This is a genomic window from Algicola sagamiensis DSM 14643 (genome assembly GCF_000374485.1).
In the GTDB taxonomy this organism is placed as follows: Bacteria; Pseudomonadota; Gammaproteobacteria; order Enterobacterales; family Alteromonadaceae; genus Algicola; species Algicola sagamiensis.
The window spans coordinates 84,755-101,461 of sequence record NZ_KB894501.1 but is presented as its reverse complement, the minus strand read 5'-3'; the positions used below and the strand labels follow the sequence as shown (position 1 = coordinate 101,461).

15 protein-coding genes are annotated in these 16,707 nt (G+C 44.4%); 1 reads left to right on the top strand and 14 read right to left on the bottom strand.

The annotated features are described in order from the left end of the window. The first annotated feature begins 35 nt into the window (after window positions 1-35). The gene (locus tag C505_RS23785) at window positions 36-485 is read left to right on the top strand and encodes a DUF721 domain-containing protein (protein ID WP_211215084.1); all 450 of its coding nucleotides are present in this window, start codon (window positions 36-38) and stop codon (window positions 483-485) included. A gap of 67 nt (window positions 486-552) precedes the next feature. On the opposite strand, the gene lpxC is transcribed toward C505_RS23785, so the two are convergent. The 14 genes from lpxC to ftsL all read right to left on the bottom strand — a co-directional run bounded on the left by lpxC (window position 553) and on the right by ftsL (window position 16,666). Then, complete coding sequence (gene lpxC / locus C505_RS0115225; protein ID WP_018693495.1) at window positions 553-1,470, bottom strand: UDP-3-O-acyl-N-acetylglucosamine deacetylase; 918 nt, start codon at window positions 1,468-1,470, stop codon at window positions 553-555. A gap of 92 nt (window positions 1,471-1,562) precedes the next feature. Then, entirely contained in the window at window positions 1,563-2,738 is a 1,176-nt protein-coding gene (ftsZ, locus tag C505_RS0115220; protein ID WP_018693494.1) for a cell division protein FtsZ, read from the bottom strand. Between the two features lie 31 nt (window positions 2,739-2,769). Continuing rightward, the gene (gene ftsA / locus C505_RS0115215; RefSeq protein WP_018693493.1) at window positions 2,770-4,008 is read right to left on the bottom strand and encodes a cell division protein FtsA; all 1,239 of its coding nucleotides are present in this window, start codon (window positions 4,006-4,008) and stop codon (window positions 2,770-2,772) included. Continuing rightward, entirely contained in the window at window positions 4,005-4,775 is a 771-nt protein-coding gene (locus C505_RS0115210; protein ID WP_018693492.1) for a cell division protein FtsQ/DivIB, read from the bottom strand. Before C505_RS0115210 ends, ftsA begins: the two co-directional genes overlap by 4 nt. Next, the gene (locus C505_RS0115205; RefSeq protein WP_018693491.1) at window positions 4,775-5,695 is read right to left on the bottom strand and encodes a D-alanine--D-alanine ligase; all 921 of its coding nucleotides are present in this window, start codon (window positions 5,693-5,695) and stop codon (window positions 4,775-4,777) included. The genes C505_RS0115210 and C505_RS0115205 overlap by 1 nt, the downstream gene beginning before the upstream one ends. Continuing rightward, the gene (murC, locus tag C505_RS0115200; protein WP_018693490.1) at window positions 5,688-7,145 is read right to left on the bottom strand and encodes a UDP-N-acetylmuramate--L-alanine ligase; all 1,458 of its coding nucleotides are present in this window, start codon (window positions 7,143-7,145) and stop codon (window positions 5,688-5,690) included. The genes C505_RS0115205 and murC overlap by 8 nt, the downstream gene beginning before the upstream one ends. Continuing rightward, complete coding sequence (murG, locus tag C505_RS0115195; protein WP_026318003.1) at window positions 7,142-8,212, bottom strand: undecaprenyldiphospho-muramoylpentapeptide beta-N-acetylglucosaminyltransferase; 1,071 nt, start codon at window positions 8,210-8,212, stop codon at window positions 7,142-7,144. Before murG ends, murC begins: the two co-directional genes overlap by 4 nt. Continuing rightward, window positions 8,209-9,402, bottom strand: coding sequence for a putative lipid II flippase FtsW (ftsW, locus tag C505_RS0115190; RefSeq protein WP_018693488.1), 1,194 nt, complete (start codon window positions 9,400-9,402; stop codon window positions 8,209-8,211). The genes murG and ftsW overlap by 4 nt, the downstream gene beginning before the upstream one ends. Beyond that, the gene (gene murD, locus C505_RS0115185; protein WP_018693487.1) at window positions 9,399-10,730 is read right to left on the bottom strand and encodes a UDP-N-acetylmuramoyl-L-alanine--D-glutamate ligase; all 1,332 of its coding nucleotides are present in this window, start codon (window positions 10,728-10,730) and stop codon (window positions 9,399-9,401) included. The genes ftsW and murD overlap by 4 nt, the downstream gene beginning before the upstream one ends. Then, entirely contained in the window at window positions 10,727-11,809 is a 1,083-nt protein-coding gene (mraY, locus tag C505_RS0115180) for a phospho-N-acetylmuramoyl-pentapeptide-transferase (RefSeq protein WP_018693486.1), read from the bottom strand. Before mraY ends, murD begins: the two co-directional genes overlap by 4 nt. Next, on the bottom strand, window positions 11,806-13,200 hold the full coding sequence (locus C505_RS0115175; RefSeq protein WP_018693485.1) for a UDP-N-acetylmuramoyl-tripeptide--D-alanyl-D-alanine ligase: 1,395 nt from the start codon (window positions 13,198-13,200) through the stop codon (window positions 11,806-11,808). The genes mraY and C505_RS0115175 overlap by 4 nt, the downstream gene beginning before the upstream one ends. Further along, on the bottom strand, window positions 13,193-14,698 hold the full coding sequence (locus C505_RS0115170; protein ID WP_018693484.1) for a UDP-N-acetylmuramoyl-L-alanyl-D-glutamate--2,6-diaminopimelate ligase: 1,506 nt from the start codon (window positions 14,696-14,698) through the stop codon (window positions 13,193-13,195). The genes C505_RS0115175 and C505_RS0115170 overlap by 8 nt, the downstream gene beginning before the upstream one ends. Beyond that, window positions 14,688-16,424 (bottom strand): penicillin-binding transpeptidase domain-containing protein, encoded by a 1,737-nt coding sequence (locus C505_RS0115165; RefSeq protein ID WP_018693483.1) that lies wholly within the window; start codon window positions 16,422-16,424, stop codon window positions 14,688-14,690. Before C505_RS0115165 ends, C505_RS0115170 begins: the two co-directional genes overlap by 11 nt. Further along, on the bottom strand, window positions 16,415-16,666 hold the full coding sequence (ftsL, locus tag C505_RS0115160; RefSeq protein WP_245556372.1) for a cell division protein FtsL: 252 nt from the start codon (window positions 16,664-16,666) through the stop codon (window positions 16,415-16,417). The genes C505_RS0115165 and ftsL overlap by 10 nt, the downstream gene beginning before the upstream one ends. Between the last annotated feature and the right edge of the window lie 41 nt (window positions 16,667-16,707).

Here is a 16,707-nt window from a genome sequence, read left to right as displayed (position 1 = left end):
TTCCAAAGCAAAAAGTTGCCAAATTACCAATGATGATGAAGCGTTCACCTAATGATCTTCAAACATTACTGAGTGAGTCATCACCGGTACTGAATGACTTCAGTGACCGATATCGCCTCATTCAAAAAATTAATCAATATCTTCAGTCCCGTTTTGACGTAAAAGAACAAATTCTGCATGTTGGGAATATCACGCAGGAAGTTCTTATTCTTGAAACCTACTCTCCTGTTTGGTCATCACGCCTCAAATACGAAACTGAAAGTATTCTACGAGATTTAAATCAGAAATTGCTACTCTCTCTGCAAAAAATTGAGATCAGAACAACGCCAAATGCTGTTTTTTCAGCCAAACCAAAGCAATCCACCAATAAAGGACAACGAAAACTGTCACAACAATCCGCTGCTTCAATTCTTGAAATCGCTGAACATGCACCGAAGGAATTAAGAGAGAAGTTAGAGCGGTTGGCTGCGCGATCGTTGAAGTAAGGTGTTCAACACTTACTTCAACATATCATCATTTTCAGCAACTGCTTTTTTGGAAGATAAACAAACCCTAAGCAAAGGATAGATCAGGAATTGCAAAATCAGGGGCTGCGCTTGTTTCTTCTTCAAACGTCACAATTTCCCAAGCAGATGTATCTGCCATCAATGCTCGCAATACCACGTTATTCAGAGCATGACCGGATTTAAATGCCTTAAACTCCGCAAGCAATGGTAAACCTGACATATAAAGGTCACCAATCGCATCAAGCACTTTATGCTTTACAAATTCATCATCATAACGAAGGCCAGTTTCATTAAGTACTTTGAATTCGTCTAGAACGACCGCGTTTTCCATACTGGCACCGAGCGCAAGGTTATTTGCACGGAGGAACTCGACTTCACGCATGAAACCAAAAGTACGTGCACGCGAGACATGCTCAACATAAGTCTGTGCGTCATGTTCCATCACAAAACGTTGTTCTGAAGAAGAAATAACTGGATGGTCAAAATCAATCGTAAAGTCGATTTTGAATTGATCGCTTGGTAAAAGCTCAGCCCATTTATCACCATCTTCAACGCGGATTGGTTTTTTCACCTTGATGAAGCGCTTCGCGACGCTCAACTCTTCAAATCCTGTTTTGCAGAGGATATAAACAAAGGGCATGCTACTGCCATCCATGACAGGTATTTCAGGTGAATCAACATCAATCACAATGTTATCGACACCTAACCCTGCTAATGCGGACATTAAATGTTCCGTCGTAGATAGCTTAACTTGGTCTTCATTGACTAAACATGTGCACATTGTTGTGTCGCCCACTAGCTCAGGTGAAACCTTGAATTCAACAACTGGATCAAGGTCGACACGGCGGAAAATAATCCCTGTGTTCGCTGGAGCTGGACGGAGAGTAAGCTCAACCTTATCACCTTTGTGAAGGCCGACACCCGTCATCTGAATCACTTGTTTAATCGTTCTTTGTTTGACCATATCTACTCTTTAGCAATGGAATACCAATACATAAACCTGCATATTCTAACAGCACGCAAGCGTAAAGACAATGTAAACATACCCTCTTTAGATTAATCTGCCTGTTTTCTTAGGAAAGCAGGAATATCCAAATAATCTAATTCTGAGTTACTCTGTGGCGCTGCTTGTTGCGTCACAGGCTCTGGCTTTGGGCGCGGCGCTTCATCCAAGACAGGAGCTGCAGCTTGCTGAGGCGCACTCATTGAGCTTTGAAAGCTCTCTGTCGTATTCATCATTGAAGATGAATTACTCACGAGTGTGATATCTGGACGTTCATTACCGATACCAGTTGCAACAACAGTAACACGCAGCTCATCACTCATATCCATATCAATCACAGCACCAACAACAACCGTTGCATTCTCAGATGCAAAAGCTTTCACTGCGTTACCAACCGTTTCGAATTCTTCGATGCTGATATCCATGCCTGCTGTGATATTGACAAGAATACCGCGCGCACCAGCTAAGTCGATATCTTCAAGCAATGGGCTTGAAATCGCTGCCTCAGCGGCTTCCTGAGCACGGTCTGCACCACTCGCAATACCTGTCCCCATCATCGCCGTTCCCATCTCAGACATGACCGTTCTCACATCCGCAAAGTCGACGTTAATTAAGCCAGGTCGTGTGATCAGCTCCGCAATCCCTTGAACTGCACCAAGTAATACATTGTTTGCTGCTTTAAACGCGTCCAAAAGACTCGTGCCTTTTCCAAGAACCTTTAAGAGCTTGTCATTTGGAATCGTGATTAAAGAATCAACATGTTGTGACAATTCTTCAATCCCTGCATCCGCAAATTGCATCCGCTTCTTCCCTTCAAAAGGGAATGGCTTTGTGACAACCGCTACAGTCAAAATGCCAAGCTCTTTCGCAACGCGGGCGACGACTGGGGCTGCACCTGTGCCGGTACCACCACCCATGCCACCTGCGATAAAGATCATATCTGACCCTTGTAGCGTCTGCTTAATTGTTTCGATGTCTTCTTCTGCCGATTGACGACCAACATCAGGGTTTGCACCAGCACCTAGACCTTTTGTTACATTGACACCCAATTGGAGTGTGATCCCCGCGGATGAGTTCCGTAACGCTTGTGCATCTGTATTTGCCGCAATAAAGTCAACACCTTCAATGTTGGTTTGCACCATGTGTTCGACGGCATTACCCCCACCGCCACCAACACCAATGACTTTTATAACAGCTTCTTCACTGTGATTTTCCATTAGTTCGAACATTTACTTACTCTCCGATTATCCAGCTTCTTGTTTAAAACTCGCCTTTAAACCAACTAGAAACCCTTTTAATTAAATTACCCACTTTCTCTGCCGAAACCTTTTCAACATCCAGTTGTTGTTGTTTCATTTCCTTGCCATACATAAGAAGCCCAGTTGCTGTTGCAAACCCAGGATCTTCAACATATTCAGTTAATCCACACACACCGATTGGCGAACCAAGCCGAACCGGCATCTGAAATAATTCTTCTGCAAATTCGATGACACCTTCCATCTTACTCGTGCCACCTGTAAGGACGATGCCTGCTGCGATTTGGTCCTCAAGACCACTTTTACGAATTTCATCCCTGACAAGTTCAAATAACTCTTGATACCTTGGCTCAATGACCTCAGCGAGTGTTTGTCGAGACATACTTCGTGATGGCCTCCCTCCCACACTAGGAACTTCAATATTTTCTTCAGCACTGACCATGCTCTTCATCGCGCATGCGTATTTTACTTTGATTTGTTCCGCATGACTGATCGGCGTTCGGAAGATTTTCGCAATATCGTTCGTCACTTGATTGCCAGCTGCTGGGATCACCGCAGTATGCCGAATTGCACCATTGGCATAAATCGCTAAATCAATTGTGCCTGCACCAATATCTACAACACATGCGCCGAGCTCTTTCTCATCATCAGAAAGCACAGAATAACTTGAGGCTAATGCTGAAAAAGTCAAGTGATCAGCCATCAAACCACAGCGCTCAACGCACTTAACGATGTTTTTCGCCATATCATTCGCGCATGTAATAATATGAACCTTTGCTTCCATTCTTACCCCAGACATGCCGATCGGACTTTTGATCCCCTCTTGCATATCCACGGAGAACTCTTGCGGCAATACATGCAACATGCGCTTCTCTGCCGCAATCGGTACTGATTTCGCGGCATGGATCACATTATCAATATCTTCCTGCGTGACCTCTTTTTCGTTAATCGGCACCATGCCATTTTCATTTTGACAACTAATGTGCTTACCAGAAATCCCTAAAAATACAGAGGAAATTCTGCAATCTGCCATCAGTTCAGCTTCGTCAATTGAACGTTGGACAGACTGGATAACCAAATTTAAATCGTTTACACCGCCTTTATCCATACCCCGTGCTGGTTGATTGCCAACACCAACGATACTGAGCTTTTCATCCGGTGTGATTTCACCGACAACCGTCACAACTTTTGAAGTACCGATATCCAACCCTACGATTAGATTTCTTTCTGCTACTTTGGTCATCCTAATTTACTTTTTCTTTGATTTTCTTTTGTATTTTCCCGCCAACGCACGGCAAAACCTGTGTCATATCTTAAGTCGATGAATTGAATCTCTTTTTTCTTCTGCTGTTTTTGAATCAACGGATAAAGATCAATAAATCGTTGTAATCGTTCAATCGCAGAAATGCGACCAAGTTTTAGCTGTATCCCTGAGTCCAATTGAAGTGAAATCGCGTATCTTTGGCTCAATTCAAGCTGCTGGATCTGATAATCATTCAATGAGAGTAGCGCTTGAAAGTCTTCTAATAGCTTCAATGCCTTCTTCTCACTGTCTTTTGGACCTTGTAATTGGGGTAACGTTTCCCCTGCAAGTAATGATGCAGTAAATACTTCTCCGTATTGATTCAATAGTTGCGTTTCATTCCATTGCGCCTTTGCCTGCTGTTCTACGATATGAATTTTCAATGTATCAGGCCACTGCTTCCGAATAGTCGCAGAATATACCCAAGGGAGTGATTGAACCGAAGTCCTGACTTTTTCGACATCTGCCGTAAAAAAACTACCCAAAGCCATTTGATTGAGCTGACGGCGCACATCATTTTCTTTGACATGCAGATGTTGTCCCTGTATTTGTAATTGCTTTATCGGCGCATCCTGCTCAGAACGGAGCCAGCCCGTTACTCTACCATAAATGTTGAATAATGCAGCTAAAACAATGAAAAAAAACAGCACACCGATAAAGGATGTCCAATTTATATTCAATTGTGAGACTCGCTGCTTGAAGGTCATTACAATCCTCCAGCCTGCATAATTCGGCTTAATAGATTGTCAAAATCGAGGCCTGATGCTTTTGCAGCCATTGGGACTAATGATTTTTCGGTCATTCCCGGGACAGTATTGACTTCCAGTAAGAACAACTCTTCTTCGTCGTTCATCATGATATCTACACGTCCCCAACCTTGCCCATTCAACGTCTGAAAAGCTGTCTTGGCAATCGATTGAATTTGTTCCGTCAACTGAGCATCAATGGGTGCTGGACATAAGTACTCTGTCGATTTAGAAAAGTATTTGGCCTGATAATCATAAAAACGCTCTGGCACGCGGATCTGGATCACAGGAAGCGCTTCACCATCTAGCATCGCAACCGTAAACTCTTTTCCAGCAATAAAAGACTCAACCAAAACAGTATCATCATATTCAAGTGCAGTCTCGAGTGCGGCCATAAATGATTCTTGGTTGTCAGCAGAAGTCATGCCGATGGATGAACCTTCATGTGCTGGTTTGAAGAACACCTTTCCACCCAGTTCTGTCAAGATTGTCTCAGCGCATATGTCCGCTTTATTTGATGAATGGATCACGCGAAATGGTGCTGTCGGTAATCCAGCTGACTGGAACAACATTTTGGTTCTAACTTTATCCATACAAAGCGCAGAGCCAAGTACACCACTTCCTGTATACGGGATGCCTAAGAACTCCAATGCACCTTGAATCGTTCCATCTTCACCCCCCACACCATGAAGGACAATGAAAGCGAGATCAGGCTTTTCATCTTTCAAAGAGATAATATCTCGCTCTGCTGGATCGAAAGCAAAGGCATCAACTCCACTTCGAAGAAGTCCGTTGAGTACAGCCTGACCAGACATCAAAGAGATATCTCGCTCCGCAGAAGACCCACCAAACAGAACCGCGACTCGATTCGACTTATCCATTGGATTGCTTCTCCTTTTGTAAGGCTGCAAGATCAAGCTCAACCTGAGTGAGTTCTGTCGCAACCGCACCAATATTTCCTGCACCTTGTAAAAGCAAAACATCGTTTGCATCAAGAATGTTTTCGAGTGTTGGTGCCAGCTCTTCTGGTGAAGCAACAAAAATTGGATCCAACTTGCCGCGTTGACGGATTGTACGACATAATGAACGACTATCTGCCCCAGCGATTGCCTCTTCTCCTGCTGCGTAAACTTCAAGGAGCAACAGTACATCGACCTCAGAAAGGACTTGTACGAAATCCTCATAAAGATCTCGGGTTCGTGTATACCGATGGGGTTGATACGCCATCACAAGTTTTTTATCAGGCCAGCTTGCTCTTGCGGCCTTAATCGTGGCTGCCACTTCACTTGGGTGGTGGCCATAATCATCCACAACCAACACTTCACCAACTTTATATGGATATGGACCATGCTGTTGAAAGCGACGCCCAATCCCTGCAAATTCTGAGAGTGCCTGGATAATTGCATCTTTTTCAATGCCTTCGTCCATCGCCGTAGCAATGGCTGCCGTTGCGTTCAGGGCATTGTGGATCCCAGGCATGTTTAACGCGATATCAATTGTTTCTTGTGTTGGTGTGATCACACTGAAAAAGCTCTGTGTGCCCACTTGGCGGAAGTGAACCAAACGATAATCCGCACACGCATCCGTACCATACGTGACAATTTGACGACCAATTGAGGGGATCAGCTCTTTCACAACTGGATCATCAACGCAGACAACCGCCACGCCATAGAATGGCAAGTTATGTAAAAACTCGATGTAGGTTGATTTCATTTTTTCGAAATCACCCGAATAAGTATCCATGTGATCAGCTTCGATATTGGTCACCACAGAAACCATCGGTTGGAGATGAAGGAAAGACGCATCACTCTCGTCTGCTTCTGCAATCAGGTAACGGCTATGACCAAGACGTGCATTACTTCCAGCACTATTTAACAAACCTCCAATCACAAAAGTAGGATCTCGCTCAGCAGCTGCGAAAATAGAAGCGATCAAGCTTGTTGTCGTTGTTTTACCATGTGTGCCGGCAATCGCAATACCGTGGCGAAAGCGCATCAACTCCGCGAGCATTTCCGCTCTTCTGACGACCGGAATTCGTTTTTCTTTTGCAGCAACATATTCTGGATTTTGTGGATGAATTGCTGTCGAAATCACCACAACATCAGCTTGACCAAGATTATCTTGCGAATGACCAATCATGATCTTTGCACCCAGTTTACTTAACCGAGTGGTGCTGGCACTTTCTCTTAAATCCGAACCACTGACTTCGTATCCTTCATTCAGTAATACTTCTGCAATTCCATTCATCCCTGCACCACCAATCCCAATAAAGTGGATCAGGTTAACACGGCGTGTTTCAGGCGTTGCAAATGACTTTACATCTTGGATCATTGATAAGTTCCTAGTAATTGCTCACAGGCGTCACAAACTGTTTTTGTCGCTTCGGTTTTTGCCTGTTCTTTGGCTCTTTTCGCCACTTTTTCAATCGTATTTGGCGTAAGGAGCAATGAATTTAATAAGTCGGGTAGTTTTGCTGCCAATTCCTTCTGTTGTATGAGATAACCCGCATCAGAATCGGATAAATATTTTGCATTCATCGTTTGGTGATCATCCGTCGCATGCGGATAAGGCACGAATACAGCCGCTTTTCCTGCTGCTGCAATCTCGGCGACCGTTAATGCACCAGAGCGGCAGATAACCAAATCAGCCTCTGCATATGCCGTTGCCATGTCATCAATAAAATCCTGGCATGTCACTTGGGTAAACCCTGCCTCTTGGTATCGATCATATACCGTTGCTGCTCTGTCTTTTCCACACTGATGATGGACATTCACTCGTTGTGGTTCGTTCAACGTTGCAAAAATCTTGGGCAGCTCTGTATTAAAAACTTCAGCCCCCAGACTTCCTCCAACAACAAGAATGTTAATCTCATGAGAAACTTCTTGTTGTGGCACACGAATGATTTCCTGACGAACTGGATTCCCAGTCACAACATGGGAGCCCGTTTCCTGAAATGCGCCGGGAAAGCCCATCAGCGCAAGTCGGCTAAATCGTGACAATAGTTTATTCGTTGTCCCTGCGATGGCATTTTGCTCATGGATCACCAATGGAATACGAGACAGCCATGCTGCAATCCCACCTGGACCGCTGGCATATCCACCAAACCCGATCACTAATGTAGGCTGAGTTTCCTGGATCACTCTACGTGCGCCACAAATCGCTCTCAATAACATCCATGGCGCCATCAATAATCGTTTGACACCACTTCCGCGTAGCCCTTGTACATGAATAAACGAAATCGGTATCTCGTGCTTTGGTACAATGTGAGACTCCATTCTGTCAGCAGTTCCTAGCCAGTGAACATCCCACCCACGGTTTTGTAATTCTTGGGCAATCGCAAGACCAGGCATAATATGCCCACCCGTGCCGCCAGCCATAATTAATACGGTTTTTTTCATCCGTTTTTACCTCGTCGCATGGCTTGTCGACCATGAAGTCGTGTTTCATAGTCAATCCGAAGCAGGATTGCCATCGTCGCCATCATAATAATGAGGCTACTTCCACCATAACTCATGAGCGGTAGTGTCAGACCTTTTGTTGGAAGAATGCCTGTACTTCCACCGACATTCACCAATGTCTGGAAAGCCAGCCAAATTGAAATGGCATATGCAAAATAACTCGCATAATCCATGCCCTTGTTCCCAGCATTCATCGCGATCCGAATTGCTTTATAAACGACGAGAAACTCCAGCAGTAAAACAACTGCTATACCAATAAACCCTAATTCTTCACCCACAACGGCAGCAATAAAATCAGTATGCGCTTCTGGTAAATATTCAAGCTTTTGGATCCCATTTCCCAGGCCTAGCCCAAAAAAGCCACCACGACCATATGCCATGAGTGAATTCGTTAATTGGTATCCCACGCCAAATGGGTCTTGCCAAGGATCCATAAATGCGGTTACCCGTGCAAAACGATACTCACTACTCACAATCAGCGTGACAAATGCAGCGATCCCCGTCAGCATGAGTGCAAAAAACTGCCAGAGTTTGGCACCAGCAATAAATAACAAGCCAACTGTCGCGACGAACATCACGATCACCGTGCCCAAGTCAGGCTGCATCAATAGTAAAAGCGATAATGTGAATAAAACAATCAGCGGTTTCATAAAGCCTTTTAGGTGATCACGAACTTCATCCTGTCGGCGTACAAGGTAACCCGCTAAATAACTAAAAAAGAAGAGTTTAGCAGGTTCTGCGGATTGAACATTGATCACGCCCAAAGAGATCCAGCGTGTACTGCCGTTAATGGTTCGGCCAACAAGTAATACAGCAACGAGAAGTCCTATCGCCAGTAACAATAAAACGCCATTGGATGACTTCCACCAGCGAATTGGAATGAGTAAAAAGATAAAAGCGGTAATCGTGCCGAGCATAATATACGCCCCATGGCGTATCAGGAAATAATGCGGATCTTCAAATAAGCGCTCACCCACCGCAATTGAAGCAGAGTACACCATCACAAAACTCAATCCCAATAAGAGAAGGATCAACCAAACAAGCCCCTGGTCCAATACATCATTGGGATCAGAAACGCGGAAGATCAGCCGCCATTGGTCGAGGTGTTTTGTCATTGCACCTGCAATCATAACGCCTCCACATATTGGCAAAAGGCTTCGCCACGCGCTTCGAAGTTGGTGAACATATCCAAACTCGAGCATGCTGGGGACAATAGCACAATACAGTCCGTTTCTTCTCGCATCGACAGTTCTCTTGCTAAAGAAACAGCTGACTTTAAGTCCTGAACAGGGTGGCTATTTGACTTAAGTGTCGCAATCGCATGTCCATCTTTGCCAAGGGTGATCAGTTCATTCACGCGTGACTGCAATACTGGCTGAAGCGCAATTAAGTCAGCCCCTTTTGCATCCCCACCAGCAATCAAGATTAACTTAGGACTTTCCCCTTGCTTCAAGCCCTGAATAGCCGCAAGGGTTGCACCGACATTGGTCGCTTTCGAATCATTGATCCAACGCGTATGCCGAATTTGACGAATCAGCTGGCAACGATGTGGTAAACCAGCAAAATTGACCAAAGCATTCATGTATTGAGATGGGTTGGGGAACAATGGCGATAAAAGCGCCATACATGCCATGACATTTTCATAATTGTGCTTTCCTTGCAATCGAATTTCTTCGGTATTTAGTACTGATTCGCCAGCAACCTTGATTTCACGACCAGCAAGTTGATACTGTGCTTCACGTCCTCCACCAAAGCTTAGACGTTTTTGAATCGTATCAGTATCAGGTTTTGTGAATTGATCTTCACAGAAATACACGGCAGTTTGCGCATTTTTGTAGATCCGGCGTTTCACTTGTGCATAATGTGCAAGATCATCATATCGCTCCATATGATCATCACTCACATTCAATACACTGGTAGAAACACACACTAAGGAACTTGTCGTTTCCAATTGAAAGCTGGAAAGCTCCAAAACGAACAAATCAACATCTTGCTCCACCACATCCAAAACAGGAATACCGATGTTGCCCGCTGCAACCGCTTTCTTTCCCGCAGCATTGGCACAATCGGTTACAAGCTGAGTTACTGTAGACTTCCCATTCGACCCAGTGATCGCGATAACAGGCTTCTCATTTAGGCGTGCAAATATCTCCACATCGCCGAGTACTTCAATACCTGCATGCATACATGATTGAATTTCTGGTTGTAAAAGGCTCACCCCAGGACTGACAACCAAAATATCTGTTTGAATGAATTGCGCAACATCAATGTCACCGAAAAATAATTCCGTCTCAGGTAAAAGTGCTTTGAGTTCATCCTGATTTGGGGCTTGCACTCGACTATCAAAAACGCGGCAGGTGATCCCATGTTTTGTGAAAAAACGTGCACAACTCAACCCACTCAGCCCAGCACCGAGTATTGTGATCCGTTTCTGTTGAAATTGCGCGAGGTTCTTCATCGGATTTTCAACGTCATTAAGCCAAATAGAACAAGAATCAGAGAAATGATCCAGAAGCGAACAATCACACGAGGTTCTGGCCAGCCCTTTAACTCATAATGATGATGAATAGGCGCCATGCGGAATATCCTTTGGCCCCGTAATTTATAGGAGCCAACTTGCAGAATGACCGAGACCGTTTCAATGACAAAGACACCGCCCATAATGATCAACACAAATTCCTGACGAACAAGAATTGCGATGACCCCAAGCGTTGCGCCAAGCGATAAAGAACCAACATCGCCCATAAAGACTTGAGCCGGATAGGTATTAAACCAAAGGAAACCAAGCCCTGCGCCAATTATTGCGCCACAGACAACAACAAGTTCATCAGTCCACGGAATATAGGGAATATGTAGGTATTCAGCATACTTCACGTTCCCCGTCACATAGGCAAAAATCGCAAATGCACCTGCAACCATGATGGTTGGAACAATGGCCAAGCCATCTAAACCATCTGTCAAATTGACCGCATTACTTGTTCCTACAATGACAAAGTAACTCAAAATAATATACAGCATGCCAAGCTGAGGCATGATGTCTTTGAAAAATGGCACAACTAATGCGGTTTCTGCATCAATATTTGCAGTCATATAAAGGAAGAATGCTGTGCTGATAGCAATCAATGACTGCCAGAAGTACTTCCAACGTGCAATCAAGCCTTTCGGGTCTTTGCGGACAACTTTTCGATAATCATCCACCCAGCCAATGATCCCGAACGAGACAACAACAAATAAAACAACCCAGACATAACGGTTTGTGAGATCGGCCCACAAGAGAATACTGGTCACCACAGTGCCCAAAATCAACAAACCTCCCATGGTTGGTGTGCCTGATTTAGACAAGTGGGACTCTGGACCATCATCGCGAACGGTTTGCCCAATTTGCATACGTTGCAAATAACGGATCAATCGCGGACCTAAGAATAGCGATAAGAAAAGCGCTGTCAGAACGCTAAAAATAGTTCGAACAGACAAATACTGAAACAGGTTAAACCCTGATTCAAATTGGACTAATAATTCAGCAAGCCAGGCGATCATTCGACAACCCCAGGCTGTTTTGAGAGTTCAATCATACGATTTACGACAAGCTCCATTTTGGCACTTCGCGACCCTTTCACCAATACGGTGACTGGTTCATCTGTTTGCTGGATCAAATGATCCAAAGTTTCAATTAATCGATCACGAGAAGAGAAATGTTCCCCATTCTCCTGAAAAACTTCACTGGCACTCTGACTCAGAACACCTAGTGTTAATAGATTATCAATCCCTGACTCTTGCGCATATTGTCCGACTTGTTCATGACAAGAACGAGCTTGTTCACCTAATTCACCCATATCCCCAAAAACCAAGATCCGTTTTCCTTCAAATGAAGATAATAAGTCGATCCCTGCGCGGAGTGATGCAACATTCGCATTGTAGGTATCGTCAATCAGTGTCAGTCCTGGTTTAACTGGTAATACATTCACTCGCCCTTTCACTGGATTGAGTTGTTGCAGCCCCTCTGCGATTTCCTCAAGCATTAAGCCGAAAGCAAGACAAATTGCTGAAGCAGCTAGCGCATTACTCACATTGTGCTGACCAGGTAATGGTAAGGTGAGACGAACATTGTGCGATGAACCATCGTTATTTTTCACCCAAAGGGTAAATTCCGGCAATCCATCCCCGTGAAGCTGAACATCCTGGGCCCAAACATTTTCTGTTCCGGAGTAGCCATAGGAGATTTCTTTTTGGCCCTGTAAGCGCTTTTCCCATTCAGGAAAGTATTCACAGGACTGATTAATCACTGCAACCCCATCACTGGCAAGACCTTTAAAGATTTCACCTTTGGCCCGCACAACACCATAAATATCTCCAAAACCTTCCAAATGTGCGCCAGAAACATTATTGATCACCGCAACATCTGGTTTAACCAAATTGGAGGTATAGCCAATCTCACCAATATGATTTGCACCAAGCTCTACAACCGCGAATTTGTGTTGTGACTCCAATCGAAGTAACGTGAGTGGGACGCCGATATCATTGTTAAAGTTCCCTTTTGTAGCAAGAACATTTCCTTTTTGTGACAAAATTGACGAAACCATTTCCTTTACACTGGTTTTTCCAGTACTACCAGTAATTGCCACAGTCTTTGGTGCGACTTTTTGTTTTACCGCTGCCGCCAGCTCTCCAAGTGCGATCCTTGTATCCTTGACTAAGATTTGAGGCACCTTCCGTCTGACATAGCGCTCAACAATTAGCGCCGTCGCTCCGGCGTCTATTGCTGTTTCAATAAAATCATGGGCATCAAAATTAGGACCTTTTAACGCAATAAATAAATCACCATCAACAATGGTGCGGGTATCCGTACTAACACTCGATACCTTGAGACTGGGTCCCATCAATTTTCCGTGAACAGCATTGGCTATCCAATCTAATGTTGTTTTAATCACTCGCCGTTTCCTCTAATACTCGAGCTAATTTGCAGCGTACGACTTTTCTATCATCAAACTCTAAAACTTGTTCACCAATGATTTGGTAATCTTCATGTCCCTTCCCAGCAATCAGAATCACATCATCTTCAGTTGCTAGTTCGACTGCTTTCTCAATTGCAGCTTCCCGATCATCAACCACAATGGGCTGTAACTTTGAAAAACCAGCCAAAATATCCTTTGAAATTTGTTCGATTGATTCTGAACGAGGGTTGTCTGATGTGACGATCACAGCATCGGAAAAACGCTCAGCCACTTCACCCATGAGTGGACGCTTTCCTTTATCGCGATCGCCGCCACAGCCGAAAACACAGATGAGCTGATTTCGACAATGCTTTCTTGCCGCAGCGAGGGCCTTTTCCAGAGCATCTGGTGTATGAGCATAATCAACAATCACTAATGGAGAACCGGAAATCATAATGGACTCCATTCGACCTACAACCGTCTTCGTTTGGTTGAACAATGCTGGCAAATCATCAATGCAAACGCCTTCTACAAGCAATGCAGCAGCAACGAGACACAAATTGACGATATTAAATTCACCAAGCAGTGGCGACTGGAGCCTAGTGTTTCCCCATGATGTCAACAGCTCAAATGAAACACCACGTGAATGAAAGCGCGGCGCACGATAGCTGACAAAGTTTTCGAATTGATCCGCTGTTGTCTCAACTGCACCAACAGCGATAATGTTGTCCGCACGAACACCACCATCTTCGACCCAGCGCTTCCCCACTGGGTCATCGGTATAAATGACCGCATTCTCTAATTGTTCGCGTTGAAAGAGCTCTTGCTTGGCAGCTGCATAGCTCGCCATATCACCATGAAAGTCCAAATGTTCACGAGATAAATTTGTGAATATCGCGGTTTTGAATGACAGCCCGCCGATACGATTTTGTGTAATGCCATGAGAAGAAACTTCCATCGCTGTCACTTGACACCCTTTCGCCCGAAATTCTGCCAATAACTGATGAAGCTCAACCACAGATGGTGTTGTATTTTTTAACGGTATGACTTGGTTTTCGTCACCGTAACCATTCGTCCCGATGAATTGGCATTGACGTAGCGCACGATTCAAACATTGAGTGATCAATTGGGTCACAGATGTCTTACCGTTTGTACCTGTTACACCGATTACACGAAGATCACACTGCTGTGTTTGATAGAACACATTGCATAGTTCAGGGAGAAGCAACTTGAGTGCTGGTAACACAATCAACGGGATCTCAACATCAACATCCTCAGGTTGATATTCGCAAAACACGATAGATGCCCCTTCAGCGGCTGCCTGATTGATAAAATCATGGCCATTCAGAGCAGTACCTTTGATTGCGATGAATGCATCACCAGGCTGAATTGCACGACTATCTAAACGCAAATGCGCAATCTCTGGTAACTGCGTATCTGCTGTGGTTTGTTCATTCAACCATTGCTGCAACATGATATTTGAATTAGAGTCCATGCTTGTCCTCTTTTAAGTCTTTGCGGGACAAGGTTTCAATTTGATTCTCGTCAGGTGCAATATTGTATAACTGCAAAGTGCTTCCCATAATTTTCGCAAATACTGGGCCTGCGACTTCGCCACCATGGAATACATCTGATTGCGGCTCATTGATCATGACTGCAATTGCGATTTGTGGATCATTGACTGGTGCAACACCTGCAAAAAAGCCGGATAACTCGTCACCATAACCGCCTTTTATTGCTTTGTATGCGGTACCCGATTTTCCTGCGACACGGTATCCAGGCACACTCGCTTGTGGCGCAGTTCCGCCTCTTTTCACGACAGATTCCATGAGATGAACCACAAAGTCTGTGTTCTTCTCAGAAAAAACCCGCTTTCCTTCAGGAGGTTCTGGTAATTTTAAGATGGATAAAGGTCGACTCACCCCTTTCGCACCAAGTGTGGCGTACATTTTCGCCAACTGAAGTGTCGTGACCGCAACACCATAGCCATATGACAACGTACCAATTTCTAGATCGGACCAACGTCGACTTAAGCTGAACATGCCTGAGCTTTCGCCGAGCAAACCAGATCCTGTGACTTCACCAAGTCCAAGCTCATGAAATGCAACAACAAAGTAATCTTTCGGAAGCCCCAGAGCAAGCTTTGCAACCCCAACATTACTGGAGCGTTGAATAATGGTTTCTAGGCTGATATCCCCTAAAAATCTTGGATCTGCAAAGCGCTTCCCTCCGATTTTAAATGGAGTTGTGTCAACAATACTATCTTGCTTCACCGTGCCGAACTCTAAAGCAGATAAAACCGCAACTGGCTTCATCGTAGAACCTGGCTCGAATACGTCAGTGATTGCGCGGTTGCGAAATCGGTGTTGATTGACGTTCGCACGGTTATTTGGATTGAATGAAGGCGTGTTTGCCATCGCAAGAATTTCCCCGGTATGGACATCCACCACAACTGCTGAACCAGAAGAGGCTGCATACGATTTAACCGCAGCTTTGAGAGCACGATATGTAATCGATTGGAGACGCTGGTCTATGGATAATTGAATATTTTTTGGAGGAACAGCCGACTTGACGGATAAAAGCTCGACTTGACGACCTTTCGCGTCTTTTTGGTAGGTTCTTTCACCAGGCGTCCCAGTTAACACTTGATTGAAAAGTTTTTCAGCACCTTCAATCCCCTGGCCATCGATATTCGTAAAACCGACTAAATGTGCAGCAATCTCACCTGAAGGATAAAACCGCTTTGACTCTTCACGTAAATAAACACCTGGTAAATTCAACTGGCGAACATAATCCGCTACAGCCGAAGAACTTTGTCGCTTCAAATAGAAAAAGCGTTTTTTGGGGGATTTTTTAATTTTTGCTATTTCTTGTTTGAAATCCAAATCAAGGACTGCAAACAATGCCTGCCATTTCTCAGTTTGTTCCCAGCTTTTTGTGTCATGGACGACTTTTGGGTCAACCCAAACAGCAAAAGCTGGCACACTCACTGCCAGTTCGAAGTTGTTTCGATCCGTGATCATACCGCGTTGAACTTGATGGCTTTCGGAACGTAGTGAGCGTAATTCACCTTGCTCTCGAAGTTCATCTGGCTGAATAATTTGCAAATACGCAGCTCTAGCCAAAAGCGTACAGAAAACCAGCACCATGACTGCAATCATGAGCATGACTCGCCATAAAACGACATTTTCCGCTGACTTTTTGACTTTACTCATGGCCATTTTACAAATATTTCATCATCTGTTGTTGGACGTTTCATTTTCAGTTTTTCGTTTGCCAATCGTTCGACACGATAATGCTCTGACAAAGCTCGTTCCTCTAAAAGCAAGTGACGCCACTCAACATCCAAAGCATCACGTTGCTCCATGATCTTTTCCTGTTTAATCGTTTCTTGACGGTTTTGATGAGAGATAGATATCACCATCACTGCACTGACGACATTGAACGAAAAAAGGAACAACAACCATTTTTTTCTAATCAATCCTTTGATGAGCTCTAAGGGTA

Excerpts from the sequence above, each read along its gene's own strand:
- C505_RS23785 (WP_211215084.1), top strand. The coding sequence starts at position 36 with ATGAAGCGTTCACCTAATGATCTTCAAACATTACTGAGTGAGTCATCA.
- lpxC (WP_018693495.1), bottom strand. The coding sequence starts at position 1,470 with ATGGTCAAACAAAGAACGATTAAACAAGTGATTCAGATGACGGGTGTC.
- ftsZ (WP_018693494.1), bottom strand. The coding sequence starts at position 2,738 with ATGTTCGAACTAATGGAAAATCACAGTGAAGAAGCTGTTATAAAAGTC.
- ftsA (WP_018693493.1), bottom strand. The coding sequence starts at position 4,008 with ATGACCAAAGTAGCAGAAAGAAATCTAATCGTAGGGTTGGATATCGGT.
- C505_RS0115210 (WP_018693492.1), bottom strand. The coding sequence starts at position 4,775 with ATGACCTTCAAGCAGCGAGTCTCACAATTGAATATAAATTGGACATCC.
- C505_RS0115205 (WP_018693491.1), bottom strand. The coding sequence starts at position 5,695 with ATGGATAAGTCGAATCGAGTCGCGGTTCTGTTTGGTGGGTCTTCTGCG.
- murC (WP_018693490.1), bottom strand. The coding sequence starts at position 7,145 with ATGATCCAAGATGTAAAGTCATTTGCAACGCCTGAAACACGCCGTGTT.
- murG (WP_026318003.1), bottom strand. The coding sequence starts at position 8,212 with ATGAAAAAAACCGTATTAATTATGGCTGGCGGCACGGGTGGGCATATT.
- ftsW (WP_018693488.1), bottom strand. The coding sequence starts at position 9,402 with ATGATTGCAGGTGCAATGACAAAACACCTCGACCAATGGCGGCTGATC.
- murD (WP_018693487.1), bottom strand. The coding sequence starts at position 10,730 with ATGAAGAACCTCGCGCAATTTCAACAGAAACGGATCACAATACTCGGT.
- mraY (WP_018693486.1), bottom strand. The coding sequence starts at position 11,809 with ATGATCGCCTGGCTTGCTGAATTATTAGTCCAATTTGAATCAGGGTTT.
- C505_RS0115170 (WP_018693484.1), bottom strand. The coding sequence starts at position 14,698 with ATGGACTCTAATTCAAATATCATGTTGCAGCAATGGTTGAATGAACAA.
- C505_RS0115165 (WP_018693483.1), bottom strand. The coding sequence starts at position 16,424 with ATGGCCATGAGTAAAGTCAAAAAGTCAGCGGAAAATGTCGTTTTATGG.